The organism is Vibrio rarus (assembly GCF_024347075.1).
GTDB classification, from domain to species: Bacteria; Pseudomonadota; Gammaproteobacteria; order Enterobacterales; family Vibrionaceae; genus Vibrio; species Vibrio rarus.
The window spans coordinates 836,738-854,604 of sequence record NZ_AP024901.1 but is presented as its reverse complement, the minus strand read 5'-3'; the positions used below and the strand labels follow the sequence as shown (position 1 = coordinate 854,604).

General features: G+C 42.4%; 16 protein-coding genes. 11 read left to right on the top strand and 5 right to left on the bottom strand.

The window, feature by feature from the left end; all coding sequences use genetic code 11:
* Positions 1-68 precede the first annotated feature (68 nt).
* On the bottom strand, positions 69-698 hold the full coding sequence (locus OCU56_RS16800; RefSeq protein WP_261875084.1) for a heme-binding beta-barrel domain-containing protein: 630 nt from the start codon (positions 696-698) through the stop codon (positions 69-71).
* Positions 699-958: 260 nt separating this feature from the next.
* Between OCU56_RS16800 and OCU56_RS16795 the strand changes: the two genes are divergently transcribed.
* From OCU56_RS16795 to OCU56_RS16760, 8 genes are all read left to right on the top strand, one after another.
* Positions 959-1,579, top strand: a complete 621-nt coding sequence (locus OCU56_RS16795) for a porin family protein (RefSeq protein WP_261875083.1) — start codon at positions 959-961, stop codon at positions 1,577-1,579.
* A gap of 588 nt (positions 1,580-2,167) precedes the next feature.
* Positions 2,168-2,431 (top strand): hypothetical protein, encoded by a 264-nt coding sequence (locus tag OCU56_RS16790; RefSeq protein WP_261875082.1) that lies wholly within the window; start codon positions 2,168-2,170, stop codon positions 2,429-2,431.
* 360 nt (positions 2,432-2,791) lie between these two features.
* The gene (locus OCU56_RS16785) at positions 2,792-3,748 is read left to right on the top strand and encodes an AAA family ATPase (protein WP_261875081.1); all 957 of its coding nucleotides are present in this window, start codon (positions 2,792-2,794) and stop codon (positions 3,746-3,748) included.
* A 10-nt stretch (positions 3,749-3,758) separates the two neighbouring features.
* On the top strand, positions 3,759-4,835 hold the full coding sequence (locus OCU56_RS16780) for a DUF58 domain-containing protein (RefSeq protein ID WP_261875080.1): 1,077 nt from the start codon (positions 3,759-3,761) through the stop codon (positions 4,833-4,835).
* 6 nt (positions 4,836-4,841) lie between these two features.
* Positions 4,842-5,339, top strand: a complete 498-nt coding sequence (locus OCU56_RS16775) for a DUF4381 domain-containing protein (RefSeq protein ID WP_261875079.1) — start codon at positions 4,842-4,844, stop codon at positions 5,337-5,339.
* Positions 5,336-6,304 (top strand): vWA domain-containing protein, encoded by a 969-nt coding sequence (locus OCU56_RS16770; protein WP_261875078.1) that lies wholly within the window; start codon positions 5,336-5,338, stop codon positions 6,302-6,304. The genes OCU56_RS16775 and OCU56_RS16770 overlap by 4 nt, the downstream gene beginning before the upstream one ends.
* Positions 6,297-8,390, top strand: a complete 2,094-nt coding sequence (locus tag OCU56_RS16765; RefSeq protein ID WP_261875077.1) for a VWA domain-containing protein — start codon at positions 6,297-6,299, stop codon at positions 8,388-8,390. The genes OCU56_RS16770 and OCU56_RS16765 overlap by 8 nt, the downstream gene beginning before the upstream one ends.
* 5 nt (positions 8,391-8,395) lie before the next feature.
* Positions 8,396-10,033, top strand: coding sequence for a BatD family protein (locus OCU56_RS16760; protein ID WP_261875076.1), 1,638 nt, complete (start codon positions 8,396-8,398; stop codon positions 10,031-10,033).
* A 294-nt stretch (positions 10,034-10,327) separates the two neighbouring features.
* Here the strand turns inward: OCU56_RS16760 and OCU56_RS16755 are convergent, their stop codons facing one another.
* Both OCU56_RS16755 and OCU56_RS16750 read right to left on the bottom strand, forming a co-directional pair.
* Positions 10,328-11,305, bottom strand: a complete 978-nt coding sequence (locus OCU56_RS16755; protein ID WP_261875075.1) for a transposase — start codon at positions 11,303-11,305, stop codon at positions 10,328-10,330.
* Positions 11,306-11,422: 117 nt separating this feature from the next.
* Positions 11,423-12,307 carry a LysR substrate-binding domain-containing protein gene (locus OCU56_RS16750; RefSeq protein ID WP_261875074.1) on the bottom strand — a complete coding sequence of 295 codons (885 nt, stop codon included), beginning with the start codon at positions 12,305-12,307 and terminating at the stop codon, positions 11,423-11,425.
* Positions 12,308-12,459: 152 nt separating this feature from the next.
* On the opposite strand from OCU56_RS16750, the gene hisC reads away from it, so the two are divergent.
* The 3 genes from hisC to OCU56_RS16735 all read left to right on the top strand — a co-directional run bounded on the left by hisC (position 12,460) and on the right by OCU56_RS16735 (position 15,239).
* A complete protein-coding gene (gene hisC, locus OCU56_RS16745) occupies positions 12,460-13,536 on the top strand; it encodes a histidinol-phosphate transaminase (protein ID WP_261875073.1) in 1,077 nt (358 codons plus the stop codon).
* A gap of 13 nt (positions 13,537-13,549) precedes the next feature.
* Entirely contained in the window at positions 13,550-14,326 is a 777-nt protein-coding gene (locus OCU56_RS16740) for an ABC transporter substrate-binding protein (protein ID WP_261875072.1), read from the top strand.
* Between the two features lie 277 nt (positions 14,327-14,603).
* Positions 14,604-15,239: an HD domain-containing protein gene (locus tag OCU56_RS16735; protein ID WP_261875071.1), complete on the top strand. Its 636-nt coding sequence runs from the start codon at positions 14,604-14,606 to the stop codon at positions 15,237-15,239.
* A gap of 61 nt (positions 15,240-15,300) precedes the next feature.
* Here the strand turns inward: OCU56_RS16735 and OCU56_RS16730 are convergent, their stop codons facing one another.
* Both OCU56_RS16730 and OCU56_RS16725 read right to left on the bottom strand, forming a co-directional pair.
* Positions 15,301-16,836 carry a BCCT family transporter gene (locus tag OCU56_RS16730; protein ID WP_261875070.1) on the bottom strand — a complete coding sequence of 512 codons (1,536 nt, stop codon included), beginning with the start codon at positions 16,834-16,836 and terminating at the stop codon, positions 15,301-15,303.
* The gene (locus tag OCU56_RS16725; RefSeq protein ID WP_261875069.1) at positions 16,823-17,725 is read right to left on the bottom strand and encodes a homocysteine S-methyltransferase family protein; all 903 of its coding nucleotides are present in this window, start codon (positions 17,723-17,725) and stop codon (positions 16,823-16,825) included. The genes OCU56_RS16730 and OCU56_RS16725 overlap by 14 nt, the downstream gene beginning before the upstream one ends.
* Positions 17,726-17,867: the final 142 nt, after the last annotated feature.

Here is a 17,867-nt window from a genome sequence, read left to right as displayed (position 1 = left end):
CAGTAAATATCAGGGCTTTTTTGTTTCCATGGTTAGCGATAACACTAGGAAAAATGTATGGGGGGTTATTAGTTTTTCACCCGTTGCAATACTGACGCATCTGTGTGAGCAAACGCTTTATTATAAATTTGCAGCGCGGTGGTTTGTGAATAGGTTAACGTATCTCCCTCAACTTTAATGTTCATAGAGAAATCCGTTGTGGAGGCGTTCGCTAGCATATAATTCGACTCGGCAATACCACGCTCGGAAACTTTCAAGCTCATGTCACTACCTGCGGTACCTTCTGCTGTGACACACGTTGTTCTTGGCACACAGAAAGAGTTATATACAATTTGATTATCTTTATCGTAGATTAAGTACCCACGCTGGTCGTGAAACTTAGTATCGTCCAATTTACGGAAGACTTCTTGTTTGTAGTAAAGCGCAACCAATGTTTGTTCGCTCGCATTCACCGCATCTGCAGCGACTTCAAACGTCATCACTTCGTAAAAAGGAGTAACGGCTGGAGCGCCTTCACCTTGAGGGGTTCCAGTTTGTGCAGGAGAGATATCCACACCACCACTTTCAACAGACTTCCAAGTACCTACAAATTGCGCCAATGGTCCGTAATCGAAGCCATTGATTACGGTGTTGTCATGGTCAGCCATTGCGCCAAAAGGGATCAACAGAGAGAGTGCGATTACCGACTTTAATTTCATTATTATTTTACTCCTAGTTTGGTTAACAACCTCACTAGAATAATGAAATACTAATATACATAAAGTTACTTAAATCAAACATTTACATGCTAATTATTATCATTTGCAACAGAATGTAACAATCAATACTTGCCAGTTAAGACCGACAATCCTTGTTTCGCATATGAAACCATAAAAAATGAGAACATGGTTTACACATGGCTAAAAAGCAAACAACTTAGCTAAACTCCCGCTCCATTTTAAATCTATTGCACACTATTATGAAATTATATACAGCGATGTTTTTGTCAGGAGCTTTCCTTGTATCAGGCACAGCCATTGCCAATGACAGCAGTGGTTTATACCTTGGTGCTGGGGCAGGTAAAACCTCATTTGACGATGATGGGTTTGCTAGCAAATACGATGATGGTTTCTACAAATCGGATAAACCCCATTACACAGGACAAAACACAGCCTACATCCTATACGCTGGGTACTTCTTTAACAGAATTATTGGCTTAGAAGCATCGTATGCCGATTATGGCAATGTTAATTTTCAGGCAGACGCCACCACAATGAAGGCCTTATCACCCACTTCGTTTTCGTTTTCAGCCAACCTTGGTTATACATTCGACTGTGGACTGCGCCCTTTTGTGAAATTCGGTTTAGCTGACCTTGATTTAAAACAAAGTCGTGATTTTACCCTTCTTAATAAAGATTCTGGCGCAGCGATTCACTATGGCCTTGGCCTTGACTATGCCCCCCTCAACATCTTACCAGGACTCTCATTTAGAGTTGCCTATGAAGGTGACAGTGCCGATATTGAAAGAAGTTATGTGAGCAGTTCAAATACCACTTGGAATGTCAGTATGCTTTATGGTGGCATCAGCTATAAGTTTTAATACTCTTAAAGGGCAACGAGCTTAAACAAGGTTTTGACGATTATTCAGTCCAGCTCCGTTGCCACTTTAATACCATATATGGTATTAATTGCTTACAAGGTATTAATTGCATAAATTTCCACACTAAGCACTTACAGCATTGTGTCAACACTCACTCATTACGCTGATCTCATACTGCTTTTCTCTGTCCCTGTTATTGTCAGTGTAACAGGGGCTGCCTTTTACGTTGATCGCTATACGACACTCACTTAATGTTAACCTCGTCACATTCTTTGTTCTGCAATGAATAAAAAACCATAATTAACGCACAAAATTACATTCGCACACATTGAGATAACAAAGCTGTCATCCATGTTATCTATTATGCTCAGCGCCAAGCCGAACAACGGCAAATTAATTGATATAGAACCAAGCGTACTAAATAACTGGTCATTCTAGCTTGTTAACATACTCGATAACTGCGTTAGAATTTTTGATTGTAGAATAACTACTTATCGAAAAATTCCCCCTTGTTTTCGAGCATTTTTCCTGCGCTATGTCTGATCACTTATTAAGTGTGGTTGGTATAACAAGCTGAGCTAGCCAATAATGACCAAAACACCTCACCCTTTAGATAGTGAAATTATTCGAGTACTGCAACAGCAGGGCCTGATAAAAAGCGAAGCTAAAGCTCTGATAAAGAAAAAAGTCTATAAACTGCATAAAGACGAAGTGCATAAAATTCAAAACTACGTGCATCATTTTGGCATTGCCGCCAAAAATACCATTATTGATGAGATTTTAGACGTTCGTCGTGAAACCATGTTATCAACGATTTTACAGTCTCAGAGCACATCTTCTCATGCAATCTAGTCTTCATCGTGTCATCGAAAGAGGAGGTTATGGCGCATGGTAACCTATCCGATCTATACACTGCATATAATACTGTTTCGTATGGCAATGCTTACAACATTGAAATAATAGCTTGCAAAACTGCTTTTTGAATCAGATAAGGTATTCGCTGTATTGTAATCAGCAGATATTCAACCTAGTTTTCGGCTTAGTCAGAATATACATCGGTATGCTCTTGAACTTTTAATAATAGGCCCAACTTAACAGTATGTTAATCACTGCTAATTTTTATACCGATAAAACAAAGACATAAAGAAGGGAACTTTTTCTTTATTCTTCCCTCTATTTATTATCGCTTAGAACGCAACAAGGAACACTCACATGCCTGCGCACGCTTTCCAGCAGCTACAACATTATTTAAACAGCCAAGTTATTGGTCAGGATAATTTAGTTAAACAACTTCTTATCGCGCTATTAGCTGATGGGCATATTTTAGTTGAAGGCGCCCCTGGTGTGGCTAAAACCCGTGCCATCAAATCTTTAGCTGAATGCATTGAAGGTAGCTTTCACCGTATCCAATTCACCCCTGACTTACTGCCTTCAGATTTAACGGGTACCGATATTTACCGTCCAGAAACCGGCGAGTTTCAATTCAAATCAGGCCCTATATTTCATTCGTTAGTTCTAGCGGATGAAGTCAACCGCGCCCCTGCAAAAGTACAAGCGGCAATGTTGGAGGCCATGGCCGAGAAACAAATCAGTGTCGGCCAAACAACGTATCCGTTACCAGAGTTATTTTTGGTTATGGCCACACAAAACCCTATCGAGCAGGAAGGCACCTACCCATTGCCTGAGGCGCAATTAGACCGCTTTTTATTGCATATTGAAGTTAACTACCCTGATGCAGAAAGTGAGTTAAATATACTAAGACTCAATCGAGGGGAAGCCCTTGGTGAAGTTCATTCATTTACTCAGCAACTTTCCCAGCAAGATATTTTTGCAGCGCGCCGTCAAGTGCTCTCTATACATATGTCTGAAACCATTGAGAAATATATTATTCGCCTAATTATGGCCACCAGACAGCCCAGTGCTTACAGCGAGCAATTAAGCCAGTGGATAGAAATGGGTGTTAGCCCACGCGCCTCCATTGCACTCGATAGAGCAGCCAGAGCCAGCGCTTGGCTTGCCGGGCGTGACTTTGTTAGCCCTGAAGATGTCAGCGCTGTGATATTCCCTGTACTCCGTCATCGATTGTTACTTAGCTACCAAGCGCAAGCAGAAGGTATCGATGCTAACAAAGTCATCGAAGAACTGCTGCATACTGTTGCCTCAGCATAAGGCACCACTTATGTTTGAACGCAGTAAAAAGACCTCTTGGTTTGGTCGTAAACCCAGTGCCCCCAATAAATTTGAACACGCTATTGCGTCTGCCCAGTTACCTCATGCCTGTAATGGGGTAACCGTCAGCGTCAATGAACTGAGCTTTTATCAATTACATGCTAAACGCTGGCAACCACCTGCTAAAAGTTTGTGGTCGCAACTCAATGGTCAACATACCAGCGCACACAAAGGCCAAGGTATGACGTTTTCTGAAGTGCGCCAATATCAAGCAGGCGATGATGTGCGTCAAATTGATTGGCGTGTCACCGCACGCACAGGAAAAGTGCACACCAAGCTATTTACAGAAGAGCGCGAAAGACCCGTCATCCTGTTCATCGACCTAACCCCAAGCATGTTTAGCGGCACACAGTTACTACTAAAATCCGTACAAATGTGCCACTTAGCCAGCCTACTATCCTGGACATCCATCATTAATAAAGATCGAGTAGGAGCAATTATTCGTAGTGGAGAGACGCTAACTGAAATACGTCCATCCAGCTCAAAAGTAGCGCTTTTGCAATTGCTCCACCGACTAAGTCACATACATAACAATGGCTTAACTTATAACACCAACAAACAAGCCCCAAACAAGCCAACGACTTTGCACAGTACAATAAGCCAAAACCCTCTATCAATTAATCTGGACACCCATAATAGTGAGCGACAACAAGCGTTAAAAAAAGCAGCACAGTTATGCCGAAAAGGAAGTGAGCTCATTATCCTTAGTGATTTCTCCGATTTCTCACAGCACGACATGACTTCTATTGCACAGATCTCAACACATAATAAAGTGCGAGCAATGCAAATTTATGACCCTATAGAGCTAGGTGAGACCCAAGCTAAAGGCAATCAAACATTGTGTGGCAAAGAACATGTCATGTTGGTTAATTTATCCAACACTAAGGTGAAACAGTCCATTAATGAGGCGTTTTCCCAACAACAGCAGCAATTAGCAGAGCAGTTTGGCCAATACAATATCGCCCTTTCTCTCATCTCAAGCGGTACGCCTATACTGCAACAACTACGGCCACATACAGTAAAATAAATCATTATGAGTCAAATACAGCAACACGCTCACACATTGCCTTTAAAGCCGCTCCATCTCCCTTCCGATCCTAGTGCTTGGCCACTCGCTTGGGGGTATTGGGGAATATTAATCCTCGCCTGCTTGGTGATCCTATGCCTCGTTATTGTGCTTTTACAAAGACGAACGAAGCACAAAGCAAAGAAAGCAGCTCTGTGCATACTCAAGCAGAACGCCAACCGTTTTACGGTGCCAGAAACCCAAGAGTTATTACGTCAAGCCGCATTGAGTTATTTCCCTCGCCAAGATATTGCAAAACTGACTGGGAAGCAGTGGTTGGCTTTTCTCGACTCTCAATTAACCGAACCTAGATTTTCACCTAAAGGCAAACAGTGGCAAACGGCCTTATACGCTGAACAAGGCAATACAGATGAGGTCAACTCCGAGCTCATCAAAGACTGTGAGCACTGGCTGTGCCACGCTCTGCCACCAAAAAGAAAATTTCGAAACTGGAACGAATCATGAGTGATTTTACCTTTGAATGGTGGTGGATGCTGTTCGCTCTCCCCATTCCATATCTAACATATCGTTTTTTGCGTGAGCGAAAAGCAACGTCAATGGTGATTTTGCCTCACCTTTCACAAAAGGTTGTTGAACAAGATAAAAGCACCACTATTGCTAAGGCTCTCACCATCTTAGCGTGGGTATTATTAGTACTAGCAAGTGCAAGACCTGTTTGGTACGGCGACCCTGTTGCTATCCATCCGAAACATAGAGACATGATGTTGGTTATTGATCTCTCTTACTCCATGAGCCAAGAAGATATGCAACAAGGGAGTGACTATATCGATAGGCTTAGCGCTGTGAAAAATGTCGTTTCTGATTTCATTGATCAGCGCACTGGTGACCGATTAGGCCTCGTCTATTTTGCCGATCACGCCTACTTACAAACCCCTTTAACCTTTGATAGAGAAACGGTTAAAGCACAGCTCAATCAAACGGTTTTAAAGCTAATTGGCACACAAACCGCTATTGGGGACGGCATTGGCTTGGCCACAAAAACCTTTGTTGACAGCGACGCACCACAAAGGGTCATGATTTTACTCAGCGACGGCAGTAACAATGCAGGTGTCATGGACCCAATTCAAGCTGCGCAAATTGCCAAAAAATTCCATACCACTATCTATACCATTGGGGTGGGAGCAGGAAAGATGCAAGTGAACGATTTCTTTATGACACGAACCGTCAATACAGCGCAGGATCTTGATGAGCAAACCCTAACTAAAGTGGCCACCTTAACTGGAGGGCAATACTTTAGGGCTCGCAACGCTAAGGATTTAGAGAATATTTACAGCAAGATCAACGAATTACAACCTGTTCAAAATGCTACCCAATCTTGGAGGCCAAGAACCGAATGCTTTGTTTGGCCGACACTAATTGGCCTACTGTTAATTTTCGTTGTCGTTGTTTTAAGGAGAAATAATGTCTAATTTTGAGTTTCTCTGCCCTCAAGCCTTCCTATTATTGATACCTATGCTGATTATAATGGCTTGGTTAAGTCGAACGGCGACAGGGGCACGTATCATTGCGCCTCACCTAGCTCAAGCTATGTCTAGGGGAGCGCAAAAGAAATCAACTGCGCCAGTATGGTTTTGCTCGCTGTGTGTAGTGGCTATTTTTGCTCTGTCTGGCCCGAGTTTTGAGAAGCAAACGATCCCTGCGTCTCAATCCTCTCATGCTCGAGTATTGGTATTAGATATGTCACGCTCTGTCTATGCCAAGGATATTAAGCCCAGCCGCCTTGACCAAATAAAATACAAAGCGCAGGACATTCTACCACTGTTTACTCAAGGACAAACCGGGCTTGTTGCTTATGCAGGAGATGCTTATACCCTAAGCCCTCTCACCACCGATGCAGCAACGTTATCTAATTTAGTGCATAATCTCTCCCCGGACATTATGCCAATTCAAGGGGCCCAAGCGGATCTTGGAGTACAGCAAGCCATCACCATTATGAAACAGGCTGGCCTCAATAAAGGTGAAATATTACTCTTTGCTGACGATTTAGATAAACAAGAACTTAGCAAAATTCAAACGCTATTAGATGGCGGACAATGGACACTATCTGTATTGGCTTTTGGCACATCGGAAGGGGCGCCTATCCCATTATCTGATGGCTCTTTACTAACCACAGTCAATGGCAACACTGTCATCGCTAAGACGCAGTTTAATCATCTCCGTCAAGCGGCAAATGCAGGACAAGGGGAGTTCGTGAAATATAGACACGACAACCAAGATATTACAGCCCTTGTATCTAACTCCACCTTCGATGCGGTGACACATGATGATAAAAAGCAAAAGATAGAACAGCAGATTAACAATGGATTCTGGTTATTACCCTTGGTGCTACTATTCGCTTTACCTTTATTTCGTAAAGGCGTGGTGTTCTCGGTAGTGATAATCGGTAGCAGTTTGCTCTTGCCTGCCCATCGCGCACAAGCTTCTGTTATTGAGCATGCGTTTGATAATGCTAACCAACGTGCTTTTCAAGCATTTCAAGCCAAAGATTATGCTCATGCGGCGCGCACCTTCGACGATGCAAAGTGGCGTGCTGCAGCACAATACAAAAGTGGCGACTACACAGGAGCTATTGCTTCCTTAAAAGACCATCAAGATATTGATTCTTTATATAATAAAGGCAATGCCTATGCACAAAATGGAGACTTGCAACACGCGATTGATAGCTACCAAAAGGTACTTAAGTTAGATCCTAATAATGACGATGCGAAGTACAATCTCAACGTTGTCCAGCAACAGCAACAACAACAACAACAACAACAACAACAACAACAACAACAACAACAACAACAACAACAACAGCAAGATGGTGCAAATCACTCACAACAAGATCAACAGAAATCGAATAAAAAATCGCAAGAAAATCAAAAATCTAAAGCACAAAATAGCGATTCAAAATCATCCAAACCACAATCGACGCAACAAAATAAGCAGTCTCAGCAGTCTCAGCAGTCTCAGCAGTCTCAGCAGTCTCAGCAGTCTCAGCAGTCTCAGCAGTCTCAGCAGTCTCAGCAGTCTCAGCAGTCTCAGCAGTCTCAGCAGTCTCAGCAGTCTCAGCAGTCTCAGCAGTCTCAGCAGTCTCAGCAGTCTCAGCAGTCTCAGCAGTCTCAGCAGTCTCAGCAGTCTCAGCAGTCTCAGCAGTCTCAGCAGTCTCAGCAGTCTCAGCAGTCTCAGCAGTCTCAGCAGTCTCAGGCTAAAGAGAATAAAGCATCAGCGCAAGCAACTTCTAAGCCGAAAGATGCTCAACAAAAAGCTCAGGCACAACAAGAGAAAGTGAAACCAGCAGCTCAGGATAATGCGTCCCCTCAGAGCAATAATGGTGCCAAAAAAACAGCCCCATCAAACACAACGACTTCCCAACAACAAAATATCGATCCTGATATTAGAAAGTTACAACAAGTGGAAAGTGTAAGAGACCCTAGTTACTTGCTCAAAGCACAGATGTTGCTTCAAGCAAACAGTAAAAACACACCCGTATCAACAGGGAAAGAATGGTAACAGCAATGAATAAATTTAAGCCCGTTATTACCACATTTGCATTAGCTACAACGCTATTGTGTAGTTTCTCAACGTGGGCACTCAATCTACGTGCCAGTGTCACTAAAACAACAGTAAGCAAAGATGAAGTTATTCAACTCAAAATTACCGCAGATGAAAAACTTGACAGTGATAGCATCAACTTAGATGTTTTATCAGACGACTTTTATGTGAGTCGTCCAAGCTTCGGGTCATCGGTCAATATCATTAATGGTAAACGCAGTGATAGTAGCATTTGGACCGTGGCTATAGCGCCACAAAAAATAGGCACATTGACGATTCCTAGCTTTAAGGTCAACAACGCTGCCACTGCACCTATTACTCTGAATGTATCCATGAATGCCCAAGCGCCAAGCAGCGACGACATTCTAGAGGTACGAACTAAGCTCGATAAAAAAGAACTGTATCCAAACGAAAGTACCGTATTCAATGCACGAATTATAGTAAAAGTGGATCCTCGTCGTTTACAAAATGTCAATTTGACCAAGCCAAGCGCACCGGGAATGCAACTGCAACCTTTAGCCGATCCTAAACAGTCTCAAGCAGTACTTAATGGTGTGGAAGTTCTTGTTATCGACCAATCATTTAGAGTAACAGCAAATAATAGTGGTGATTTCACTATTCAAGCTCCCACTCTTACAGGCCTCGTCAACTATGGTAATGGACGTGGCAACTCTCACATTGTGACGTTGTCTGGTCAATCAAAACAAGTACCAATAAAAGTTCTACCCATACCAGAGGACTATCATGGCCCATGGTTACCCACATCAAACTTACAGCTATCCCAACATTGGCAGTTGGATAACCAACAAAGTGTAACTAATCAATCGGTAACCATAGATGCCGGTGACTCTATTACCCGAACCATCACCTTGACGGCAGCAGATTTAACCTCTGAACAATTACCCAATCTCAGCATAAGTAGCCCCAATGCATTTCGAGTTTATAGCGATAAGCCAAGTTTTACCCCTAATGATGATGGCTCTGTAACAATGACCACAAAGCAAGTATTGATTGCCAAGAAAAGTGGCGAATATGCTTTACCCAGTGTCAAAGTTCAATGGTGGAACTCACAAACCAAGCAACCGAAAATCAGCGAAGTAAGTGGCTTAAACGTAACAGTAAATCCAGGCGATACTACGGAAAAAGCGCAGTTACCTCAGCCCCCAATAACAGAAACCAAAGATCCACTGCCCCCACAACATAAAGACAACGGTTATTGGCCCATTCTCACCGCCGTATTCGCCATCTTATGGATCATATCCACTATCCTCTGGATTCGGGCCACCCAACGTAATGCAACACAAAACACACAAACCAAGCCACCCAAAAATAAGGCAGCAACAACAAACCTTAAAGAGCAATTAATCTGTGCAATCAAAAATAGAGATGTAATTAAAGCGCAAACGATTTTTGATGCTTGGATTAAAAATGCCGCTATATCTGATGTAGACTCCAATAAAATTCGTAAACAAATCAAAGATATGAGCCAAGCATTAGTAGGCAAAAGCTCAACTCCTTGGGAGCATACCGAGTTAATCAGCAGCATAAAAAACGTAAAAAATCAAAACCACAAACAACATGACGACTTAGCTCGCCTATAACAAACCCACACAAGCACCTGCACAACTGCACGGTGCTTGTTTCCTTTCACTTAAATTTATTAAAATCAGCCACCCATAATAAAACAAGCAGTTATCCATCTATATCCACTATCTAAAACCCGTTAACTAGTGTTTACCCTCTAAAGGAGGGCTTTCTCACAATTTCCGGCATTTTCTTGCCAAAATTAAACCCTTTTCATGCCAAAAGCCCGTTTAACAAACAGCAGAAATCCCCATAGCGAGACTACGGAGTATTAAATGAAGGTAAAGGGAATTAAATTAAAAAAATCTGCTCTAACTTACTTGCAAGTGCCGACAACATTTAGAAAAATGCCGTCGCCGTTTTTGTAAGTGCTCACAGTAACAGGTTAACTCTGCAAGGCTTCCCACAGGGCCGTGGAATAAATGGCCAAACTCAGTAATCAGCCTCAGCCAATTCTCATGGTCAATATTTAGCTTCGTCAGCAGTTGCTCGCTGTGCTCACTGATAGCGCCTCGTTTGTCACGACGAATAATCCGCCCTGTTTCATCCACTAATGCTAAATAGTCACTTAGCGAAAACGCTATGCCTTTGGGCTGATTTTCACGCTCATGTCCTATTAAAGGTAACAAAGATGCCGGTTGCTCTCTCTTTAAGGCTGACTGAATACGTTGCTGAATACTTGTGTGATTGGACTGCTCTAAAGATGTGGCGACCTTTGCTCGAATAGGGTTTAAGTCCACATACGCCATACACGTAATAAGTGCCGCATCATCCAGCAATGCTTGAGATTTGAACCGTCCTTCCCAAAACCGACCTGTGCAGTTATCTTCTTGATTTGCTTGACGTGCAATAGGCTCATTAAGACAACGCATAAACCAACTGATGTCGCATAAGCGACTGCGATAAATCGCAATGGTATGCTTTAGAGATGCGACTTCATTGGCATCAATGACGTCACCACGTACAAATTTTCGCGTCAATTCATCCCCTTTGAACAGTTGATGCCACTGCTCAATAACCTCTCTATCACTCCAATTATTGGCCGTATCGATATCAATGCGTAAGACAACATGCAAGTGATTGGACATAACAGCAAATGCTGCGACATCAATAGCAAATACGGAGTTGAGCTTCACAAGAAGAGAGGCAACCCAATCGCGCCTATGGTCATAACTTTTGCCTGAATAGGGGTCATCACCACAAAGAAAAGCGCGCCTTACCACGCGACTACAACAATGGTAGTAAGGCGTATCTTCAACACTAATTTGAGCTCTGCGAGGTGTGGCCATAGTGGGGCTCCTGCATTTATCACTGCTAATAGTTTAGTTGATGAGACAGAATCGTGCTATTTAGTATGGGTGGCTGGATTAAAAGTGATTAAAAGTTAAAAACAGAATTCGGACAAGTTATTTTGGTGGTAACAACCACGGTAAAAAGTCATCTATTACCGTACTTTGTGCATTTATAGGTCGTAGTAAGTAATAACTCTGGCCTGAAATAATGTAATCAGGATAAGGCTGCATTAAACGATTTAGTTTTAAGTCTTCGGCCGCAAGCGTAATATCTCCAACAGCGATACCAAAACCATGCAGAGCTGCATTCATTGTTTGATCAAGGGTCGCAAAGGTTTGATTTCGTTTCCCTTTTTGTGCCACTTTGCCATTTTTCTCTAGCCATAAAGCCCAGTCGCTATGTGCTGTATTAGCGTGTAACCAAGTAAATTCGCCCAAATCCTCATCACGCCACTGCGGTTTATCACCTATTACTTGCTTCCAAAGTTGCGGAGTACAGATGGGTGTCAATTTTTCATCAAACAGTACATATTCTTTCACAGAGTGCGAGCGAGGTGGGTGGCCATAGACAATCACCAAGTCAAAGGATTCAAAATTAGGCTGGGATTGATGCTTAATACTCGATGTGAGTTCAACCTCTACTTCTGGGTGTCTATGTTGGAATGACATTAGGCGTGGTAATAGCCATGAGGTTACACAGCTGGGTGCGTTTAATTTTATGCGGTTCGAACGCTCAACAACGTCGACCACAACCTGCTTTAAGCGATTTAAAATATCTTCAGCTAAAGGCACCAGTTTGATGCCCTCTTTAGTGAGTGAAAGTCCTCGGGCTTGACGATAAAACAACTGCACACCCAAAAGCTCTTCTAGAGATTGAATCTGACGGCTTATCGCACCCTGAGTCATATTCATTGCTTGAGCGGCATGAGTAAAATTTAAATGCTCAGCGGTGGCTAAAAAGGTTTGTAGATTTTTTGTTGAAGGGACTCTAGAGTTCATAAATAGTCAAAGCCATGAATTAAATGCATGGCTAGTATGTATTTAATTCGTTTCTTACTCAAACGGTTTTTGATTAAATTAGACAAATAAACCGCCTAAAGTGCATTGTTAAACACTTTAAGTGACTCAGCATTCACCAAGAGACCTATTCAATGACGTCGCTAGCTTCAAAATTGGCTCCTGAAAGCATAAAAAAATTAATACCCTATCAATCGGCACGCCGCATCGGTGGTTCAGGCCGATTATGGCTTAATGCCAACGAATTGGAGCACGGGGTTCACTACAGTGATCACGCGGTAGATTACAACCGCTACCCAGATTTTCTTCCACATGATATCGCAGCGGCTTATCAACAATATTGCCAAACCGACAACCCTACTGTGGCTGTTCGCGGTGCAGATGAAGCGATCGATCTATTAATTAGAACATTTTGTCAGCCAGGTACAGATAAAATCATTATCAGTTCCCCTACATACGCTATGTATGAATTTTGTGCTGATGCATTTGCTGTGGAAACCATTGATGTACCATTAATTGGCGCAAACTTTTCTCTCAATAGCGAGCAAATCATCGCTCGAGCCCCAGAAGCTAAAATTATTTTCTTATGCAGCCCCAATAACCCTACCGGTAACCTCCTGTCCCGTACAGATATCGTGGCGATATTAGAAGGTACACAGCAGGATGCGCTCGTCGTTGTAGACGAAGCCTATATTGAGTTTGAATTGGCAGAAACCGTTGTCGGTCTCATAAATAAATACCCTAATCTAGTTGTGATTCGTACCCTGTCTAAAGCCTTCGGGTTAGCCGCGGTGCGTTGCGGTTTCATCCTAGCTGCACAAGATGTCATGGACTATATATTAAAGCTCATTCCTCCCTACCCTATGCCTGATTGCTCTGCACAAATAGTACAAGAAGCCCTCTCTGAAAAAGGCATTGAGATGGCGATGAGTAACACTCAAAACGTTGTTGATACAAAACAACACTTTATTGCTGCAATACAAAATATTGAATGGATTGAGCTCATTTATCCATCTTCAACTAACTTTGTGCTTATCCGTACGCACCAAGACGCCACTCTGTTTAACTATTTAAAAGAGCATGGTGTGGTTACCCGTAACCAGCATCATGAACCCGCACTGCGCAACTGCGTCAGAATTACGATAGGTTCACCCGAGTCGATGCAAGAAGTCGCTGAACTTATTAACCAATACACTATTTCACCGCTCTAACAGGGACAATATAATGAAAAAACTCCTACTTGCACTCGCTTTTATCGCTTCACTTTGCTCTGTATCAGTGATGGCAAAAGAAGTCCGTTTAGCCTCTGATTTTACCTATCCGCCTTTTAACTATAAAAATGCCGATGGTAAACCTGTGGGCTTTGATATCGAGATTGCCGACGCATTATGTGCTGAAGCCAAACTTCAGTGTACTTGGGTATCACAAAGCTGGGATGCGCTAATTCCTAGCCTACTAGCTCGTAAATCTGACGTTATCATGGCTTCTATGAGAATTACCAAAGAGCGTAAAAAGCGCATCCTATTTACGGATAAATATTATCAAACACCAGCACGCTTTGTTGCGAAAGCTGACAGCAAGATCACCATTGATGAAGGTGGCCTAAAAGGCAAAGTTATCGGCGTGCAACAAGGTACAATTCATGATCGTTATGTAACGGATAAATTTGGTAAAATTGCCACCATCAAACGCTATAGCGGTCAAGATGAAGTTTACCTTGATATGCAAAATGGTCGTCTAGACGTGACCTTTGGTAATGCAGACCAGTTAATGCTTGCTTTCCTCGATAAAGAAATTGGTCAAGGCTTTGAATTTAAAGGTAAAGCAGTAACAGATAAAGCCTATATTGGTGAAGGAACCGCTCTCGCTCTTAGACAACAAGACAAAGCACTGGCTGCTAAATTTAACAAAGCAATCGCAGCAATACGCGCCAACGGCACCTATGATAAAATTGCTAAGAAATACTTCAACTTCGACATCTACGGCGAAGATTTGCAATAAAATATGTGTCATTTGATTTAAATAGCAAAGGGCTTGCTGTTGATAACAACAGCAAGCCCTTTTAGATCTATACTCTACATAAGAACCCGTTAACTGTTAGACCTCTTACAACAATTAAATGGCCAGAAATAGCAGATAGCGTAGAAAAAATACGCCTAAAAACCCCCCGCCTTCTATCTAAATACACAACACAAATCATCACTTACTTTTTATGGCGTTCGCCAAACAATGCTAAAGTGTTTAAATAAACTTTTTTTGTTTTCCAACCGAGTATTTAATGAAGCTAGTGACCGATTTTGAGCCCATATTTGAAGCTTTTATTAAAAAAGAGATGACCCTTGATGTCGCTCATGATCTCAGCCATGTCACTCGAGTAGTGGCCATGGCTAAGTCCCTCGCCAAACAAGAAAAAGGCAACTTATGGGTAGTACTTCCTGCAGCCTATCTACATGACTGTTTTACCTTTGCAAAAAATCATCCCCAACGTCAATTAAGCTCGCAATTAGCAGCCGACAAAGCGGTACAATTTTTAGCCTCCATTCGCTACCCGTCTTACACTTTTTCAGACGTGCACCACGCCATCTGCGCTCATAGCTACAGTGCCGACATTACCCCAACCACAATTGAAGCGAAAATAGTCCAAGATGCCGACAGGATAGACTCATTAGGGGCCATTGGTATCGCTCGTTGTATTCAGGTAAGTAGTGGATTTAATGGTGAGTTGTACAGCGCAGAAGATCCCTTTGCTGAGCAACGCTCATTGGATGATAAAGCATTTACTGTGGACCACTTTTTTGCAAAATTATTCAAATTACCCGAACTTATGCACACTAAGTCAGGCAAAAAAGAAGCCCACAAAAGAGCCCTATTTATGCGTCAATATCTAAACCAGTTACGGCAAGAAATTGGCTGATTTTGTTTATAAAAAAAGGTCGCCAACATTGGCGACCTTAAACCATTCATCAATCAATTGCTTAATCTGTAACTGTCTTCTCTAACGGCACAGCATTATGGTCCGATTGCTTACCTTTAACTACTCCTAACTCAATAAGAAGGTGCTTCACTAAAATGGCATAGATGAACATCATAGGTAGCCCTGCCACCACACATAAAGACTTAATGGTATTAATTCCGCCACCCGCTAAAAACACACTAAAGCTAATCATGGCAATCGCACCTGCCCACAACAGTTTTACCTTGTTGTCAGGATCACCGTTCAACTCGAGTCGATTGGTCGTTAACATAGCCGTTGCCACACTGGCACTGGACATAGTCGTTAACATCAAGAAAAACTGGATAATCAAAAATACGCCAAGAATAAGTGATTTAGCATGCAACGTTTTTATTAAAGACACCACGGCAAATGTAAGTCCGCCATCGCTCATCCATTGTTGTACTGGATAACCACCCAACATTTGCGCCCAAACAGCGTAACCACCAAATATCGCGATAAAGAAAGTACAGCCTAGTGACCCCATAGAGATCGTGCATAAAATCACTTGGCGAATGGTGCGACCTCGGGATATGCGGGTGATAAATAAGCCCATCATGATGAGGTAAGCGTAATACCAGAACCAATAGTATTGGGTCCAACTTTGCGGGAAGCCACTTTGTTGTACAGGATCCGTCCATAAAGACATTCTGAAATAACTGTCCAACATCACACCAATAGAGTCAGTAAAGTTATTCAAAATAAACTGCGCATTAGACGAGAACAACACAAATAAGGCAAAAGCAATCGCCATCACTACGGTGTAATCTGAGACCTTACTAATCCCTTTATTAAAGCCCACTAGCATCACACACATAAGCACGGCTACAAACAGCAAAATAATGCCACCTTGAAGCCATAAACCATTATCAATACCAAACAGCTCAGAGACTCCCGTACTAAGTAAGGTTACGGTTAAAGAGAGGGAACTGGCAAATGCGGCTAAAGTACCAAAAATTGCTAATAAATCTATGGTTTTTGCCACAATAGGGTTAGTACCAACAACCGATTCGCACAGTGTTGATAACTTTAAAGTACGCTGTTTTTTAACGTAAAATGCATAGGCAAATGGAATAGCAGGAAAGCAATAGATAGACCAACCAGTAATTCCCCAATGGAAAATAGAATAGGTGACCGCCCATGCAGCCGCTTGAAAACTATTTGCATCCGCAAACAGAGGCGGTGACTGCAAATAATACATAGGTTCGCCAATACCCCAGTATATAAGCGAAGCACCAACGCCTGCGGTGAAAATCATGCCACCGTAGGTGAAGTTACTGTATTCAGGTTTTTCTTCACCCAGCTTAATATCACCATAACGGGAAAAGGCTAGCCAAAATAAAAAACACACCAAAGCTAAACTGGCTATTTGCACTAACCAACCAAACCAGTGAGTCACAAATGTCATCGCTCCACCAGCCATCGCTTGGGACTGAACAGGAAATAAAGATGAAACAAATAGCAGCACAATCACCAAGGCCACAGCTGGGATCGCTAGGCCAAAATTAAGATTTTTCAATGCTATCTCTCCATTCGGCTAGCGCTTTAATATGTACAGGCTGAATACCACAGCATCCTCCCACCATACTGGCTCCCGCAGACACCCAACGTTTAGCAAACGCTAAATATTCATTCGCGGTAAGCTCACGGGTAGACTGCATTGTGTCGTTAGCTTCATGGCTTGTGCTGATAGGCGTAAAGCTATTGGCAAACACACCGATACTTTTGTGAACACCTTTGGCCTTAAATACGGCTTTCGCATCAATAACGGCTTGTTCCATAACCTCAGGAATAGAGCAGTTAAACAAAATGCCAGTTGCGCCGGTTTCACAGACCTTTAACGCCATATCTGTCACCAACTCACCTGAGCGTAACTTAGCACTATCAGACACATCATCTTGTAAAGTAAATGAATAATGACAAGGTTTATCTGTCGCCGACAATACCTTACTGATCATGGTAAATTCAGCAATGCTTGCCACCGTTTCAGCCAACCATAAATCGACATTGTCATCTTGGGCATCAAACAAGGTTTGAGAAATTTTTTCAGCTTCTTTCTCTGCAAATAAGTCCGGACGATAACTGCCAAATGCAGGAGGGATAGAACCGGCTACAAGAACGGATGAAGAATGATTATTAGCCACTTCTTTTGCCAACTCAGCCGCGCGTTTAGCGAGTTCAAAGCCTCGCTCTTGATACAGCGCCTCACCTAAGTGAAAAGGGACACAGGCATAGCTGTTCGCGGTGATGATTTGCGCACCAGCATCAACAAAACCTTGGTGGGCTTGTTTAACATGCGCTGGAGACTCAATTAATGCTTGAGCGCTCCATAATGGTTGTGAAAAAGGCGCGCCAATTCGTTTTAATTCGCGTCCCATTCCACCATCAAGGATAGTTATATCTGTCATTTTTCTTATTCCATACAACACTATTGGATAAGCGGTATTAAATAGGAGGTTTATGACATGGGAAAGTGAAAATTGCTCAGTCGTTACATGAGTAAATTTCAGGTTTATATTGTTTTAACCCAACCAAAAGCGTGAGCGAGAT

Excerpts from the sequence above, each read along its gene's own strand:
- OCU56_RS16800 (WP_261875084.1), bottom strand. The coding sequence starts at position 698 with ATGAAATTAAAGTCGGTAATCGCACTCTCTCTGTTGATCCCTTTTGGC.
- OCU56_RS16795 (WP_261875083.1), top strand. The coding sequence starts at position 959 with ATGAAATTATATACAGCGATGTTTTTGTCAGGAGCTTTCCTTGTATCA.
- OCU56_RS16790 (WP_261875082.1), top strand. The coding sequence starts at position 2,168 with ATGACCAAAACACCTCACCCTTTAGATAGTGAAATTATTCGAGTACTG.
- OCU56_RS16785 (WP_261875081.1), top strand. The coding sequence starts at position 2,792 with ATGCCTGCGCACGCTTTCCAGCAGCTACAACATTATTTAAACAGCCAA.
- OCU56_RS16780 (WP_261875080.1), top strand. The coding sequence starts at position 3,759 with ATGTTTGAACGCAGTAAAAAGACCTCTTGGTTTGGTCGTAAACCCAGT.
- OCU56_RS16775 (WP_261875079.1), top strand. The coding sequence starts at position 4,842 with ATGAGTCAAATACAGCAACACGCTCACACATTGCCTTTAAAGCCGCTC.
- OCU56_RS16770 (WP_261875078.1), top strand. The coding sequence starts at position 5,336 with ATGAGTGATTTTACCTTTGAATGGTGGTGGATGCTGTTCGCTCTCCCC.
- OCU56_RS16765 (WP_261875077.1), top strand. The coding sequence starts at position 6,297 with ATGTCTAATTTTGAGTTTCTCTGCCCTCAAGCCTTCCTATTATTGATA.
- OCU56_RS16760 (WP_261875076.1), top strand. The coding sequence starts at position 8,396 with ATGAATAAATTTAAGCCCGTTATTACCACATTTGCATTAGCTACAACG.
- OCU56_RS16755 (WP_261875075.1), bottom strand. The coding sequence starts at position 11,305 with ATGGCCACACCTCGCAGAGCTCAAATTAGTGTTGAAGATACGCCTTAC.
- OCU56_RS16750 (WP_261875074.1), bottom strand. The coding sequence starts at position 12,307 with ATGAACTCTAGAGTCCCTTCAACAAAAAATCTACAAACCTTTTTAGCC.
- hisC (WP_261875073.1), top strand. The coding sequence starts at position 12,460 with ATGACGTCGCTAGCTTCAAAATTGGCTCCTGAAAGCATAAAAAAATTA.
- OCU56_RS16740 (WP_261875072.1), top strand. The coding sequence starts at position 13,550 with ATGAAAAAACTCCTACTTGCACTCGCTTTTATCGCTTCACTTTGCTCT.
- OCU56_RS16735 (WP_261875071.1), top strand. The coding sequence starts at position 14,604 with ATGAAGCTAGTGACCGATTTTGAGCCCATATTTGAAGCTTTTATTAAA.
- OCU56_RS16725 (WP_261875069.1), bottom strand. The coding sequence starts at position 17,725 with ATGACAGATATAACTATCCTTGATGGTGGAATGGGACGCGAATTAAAA.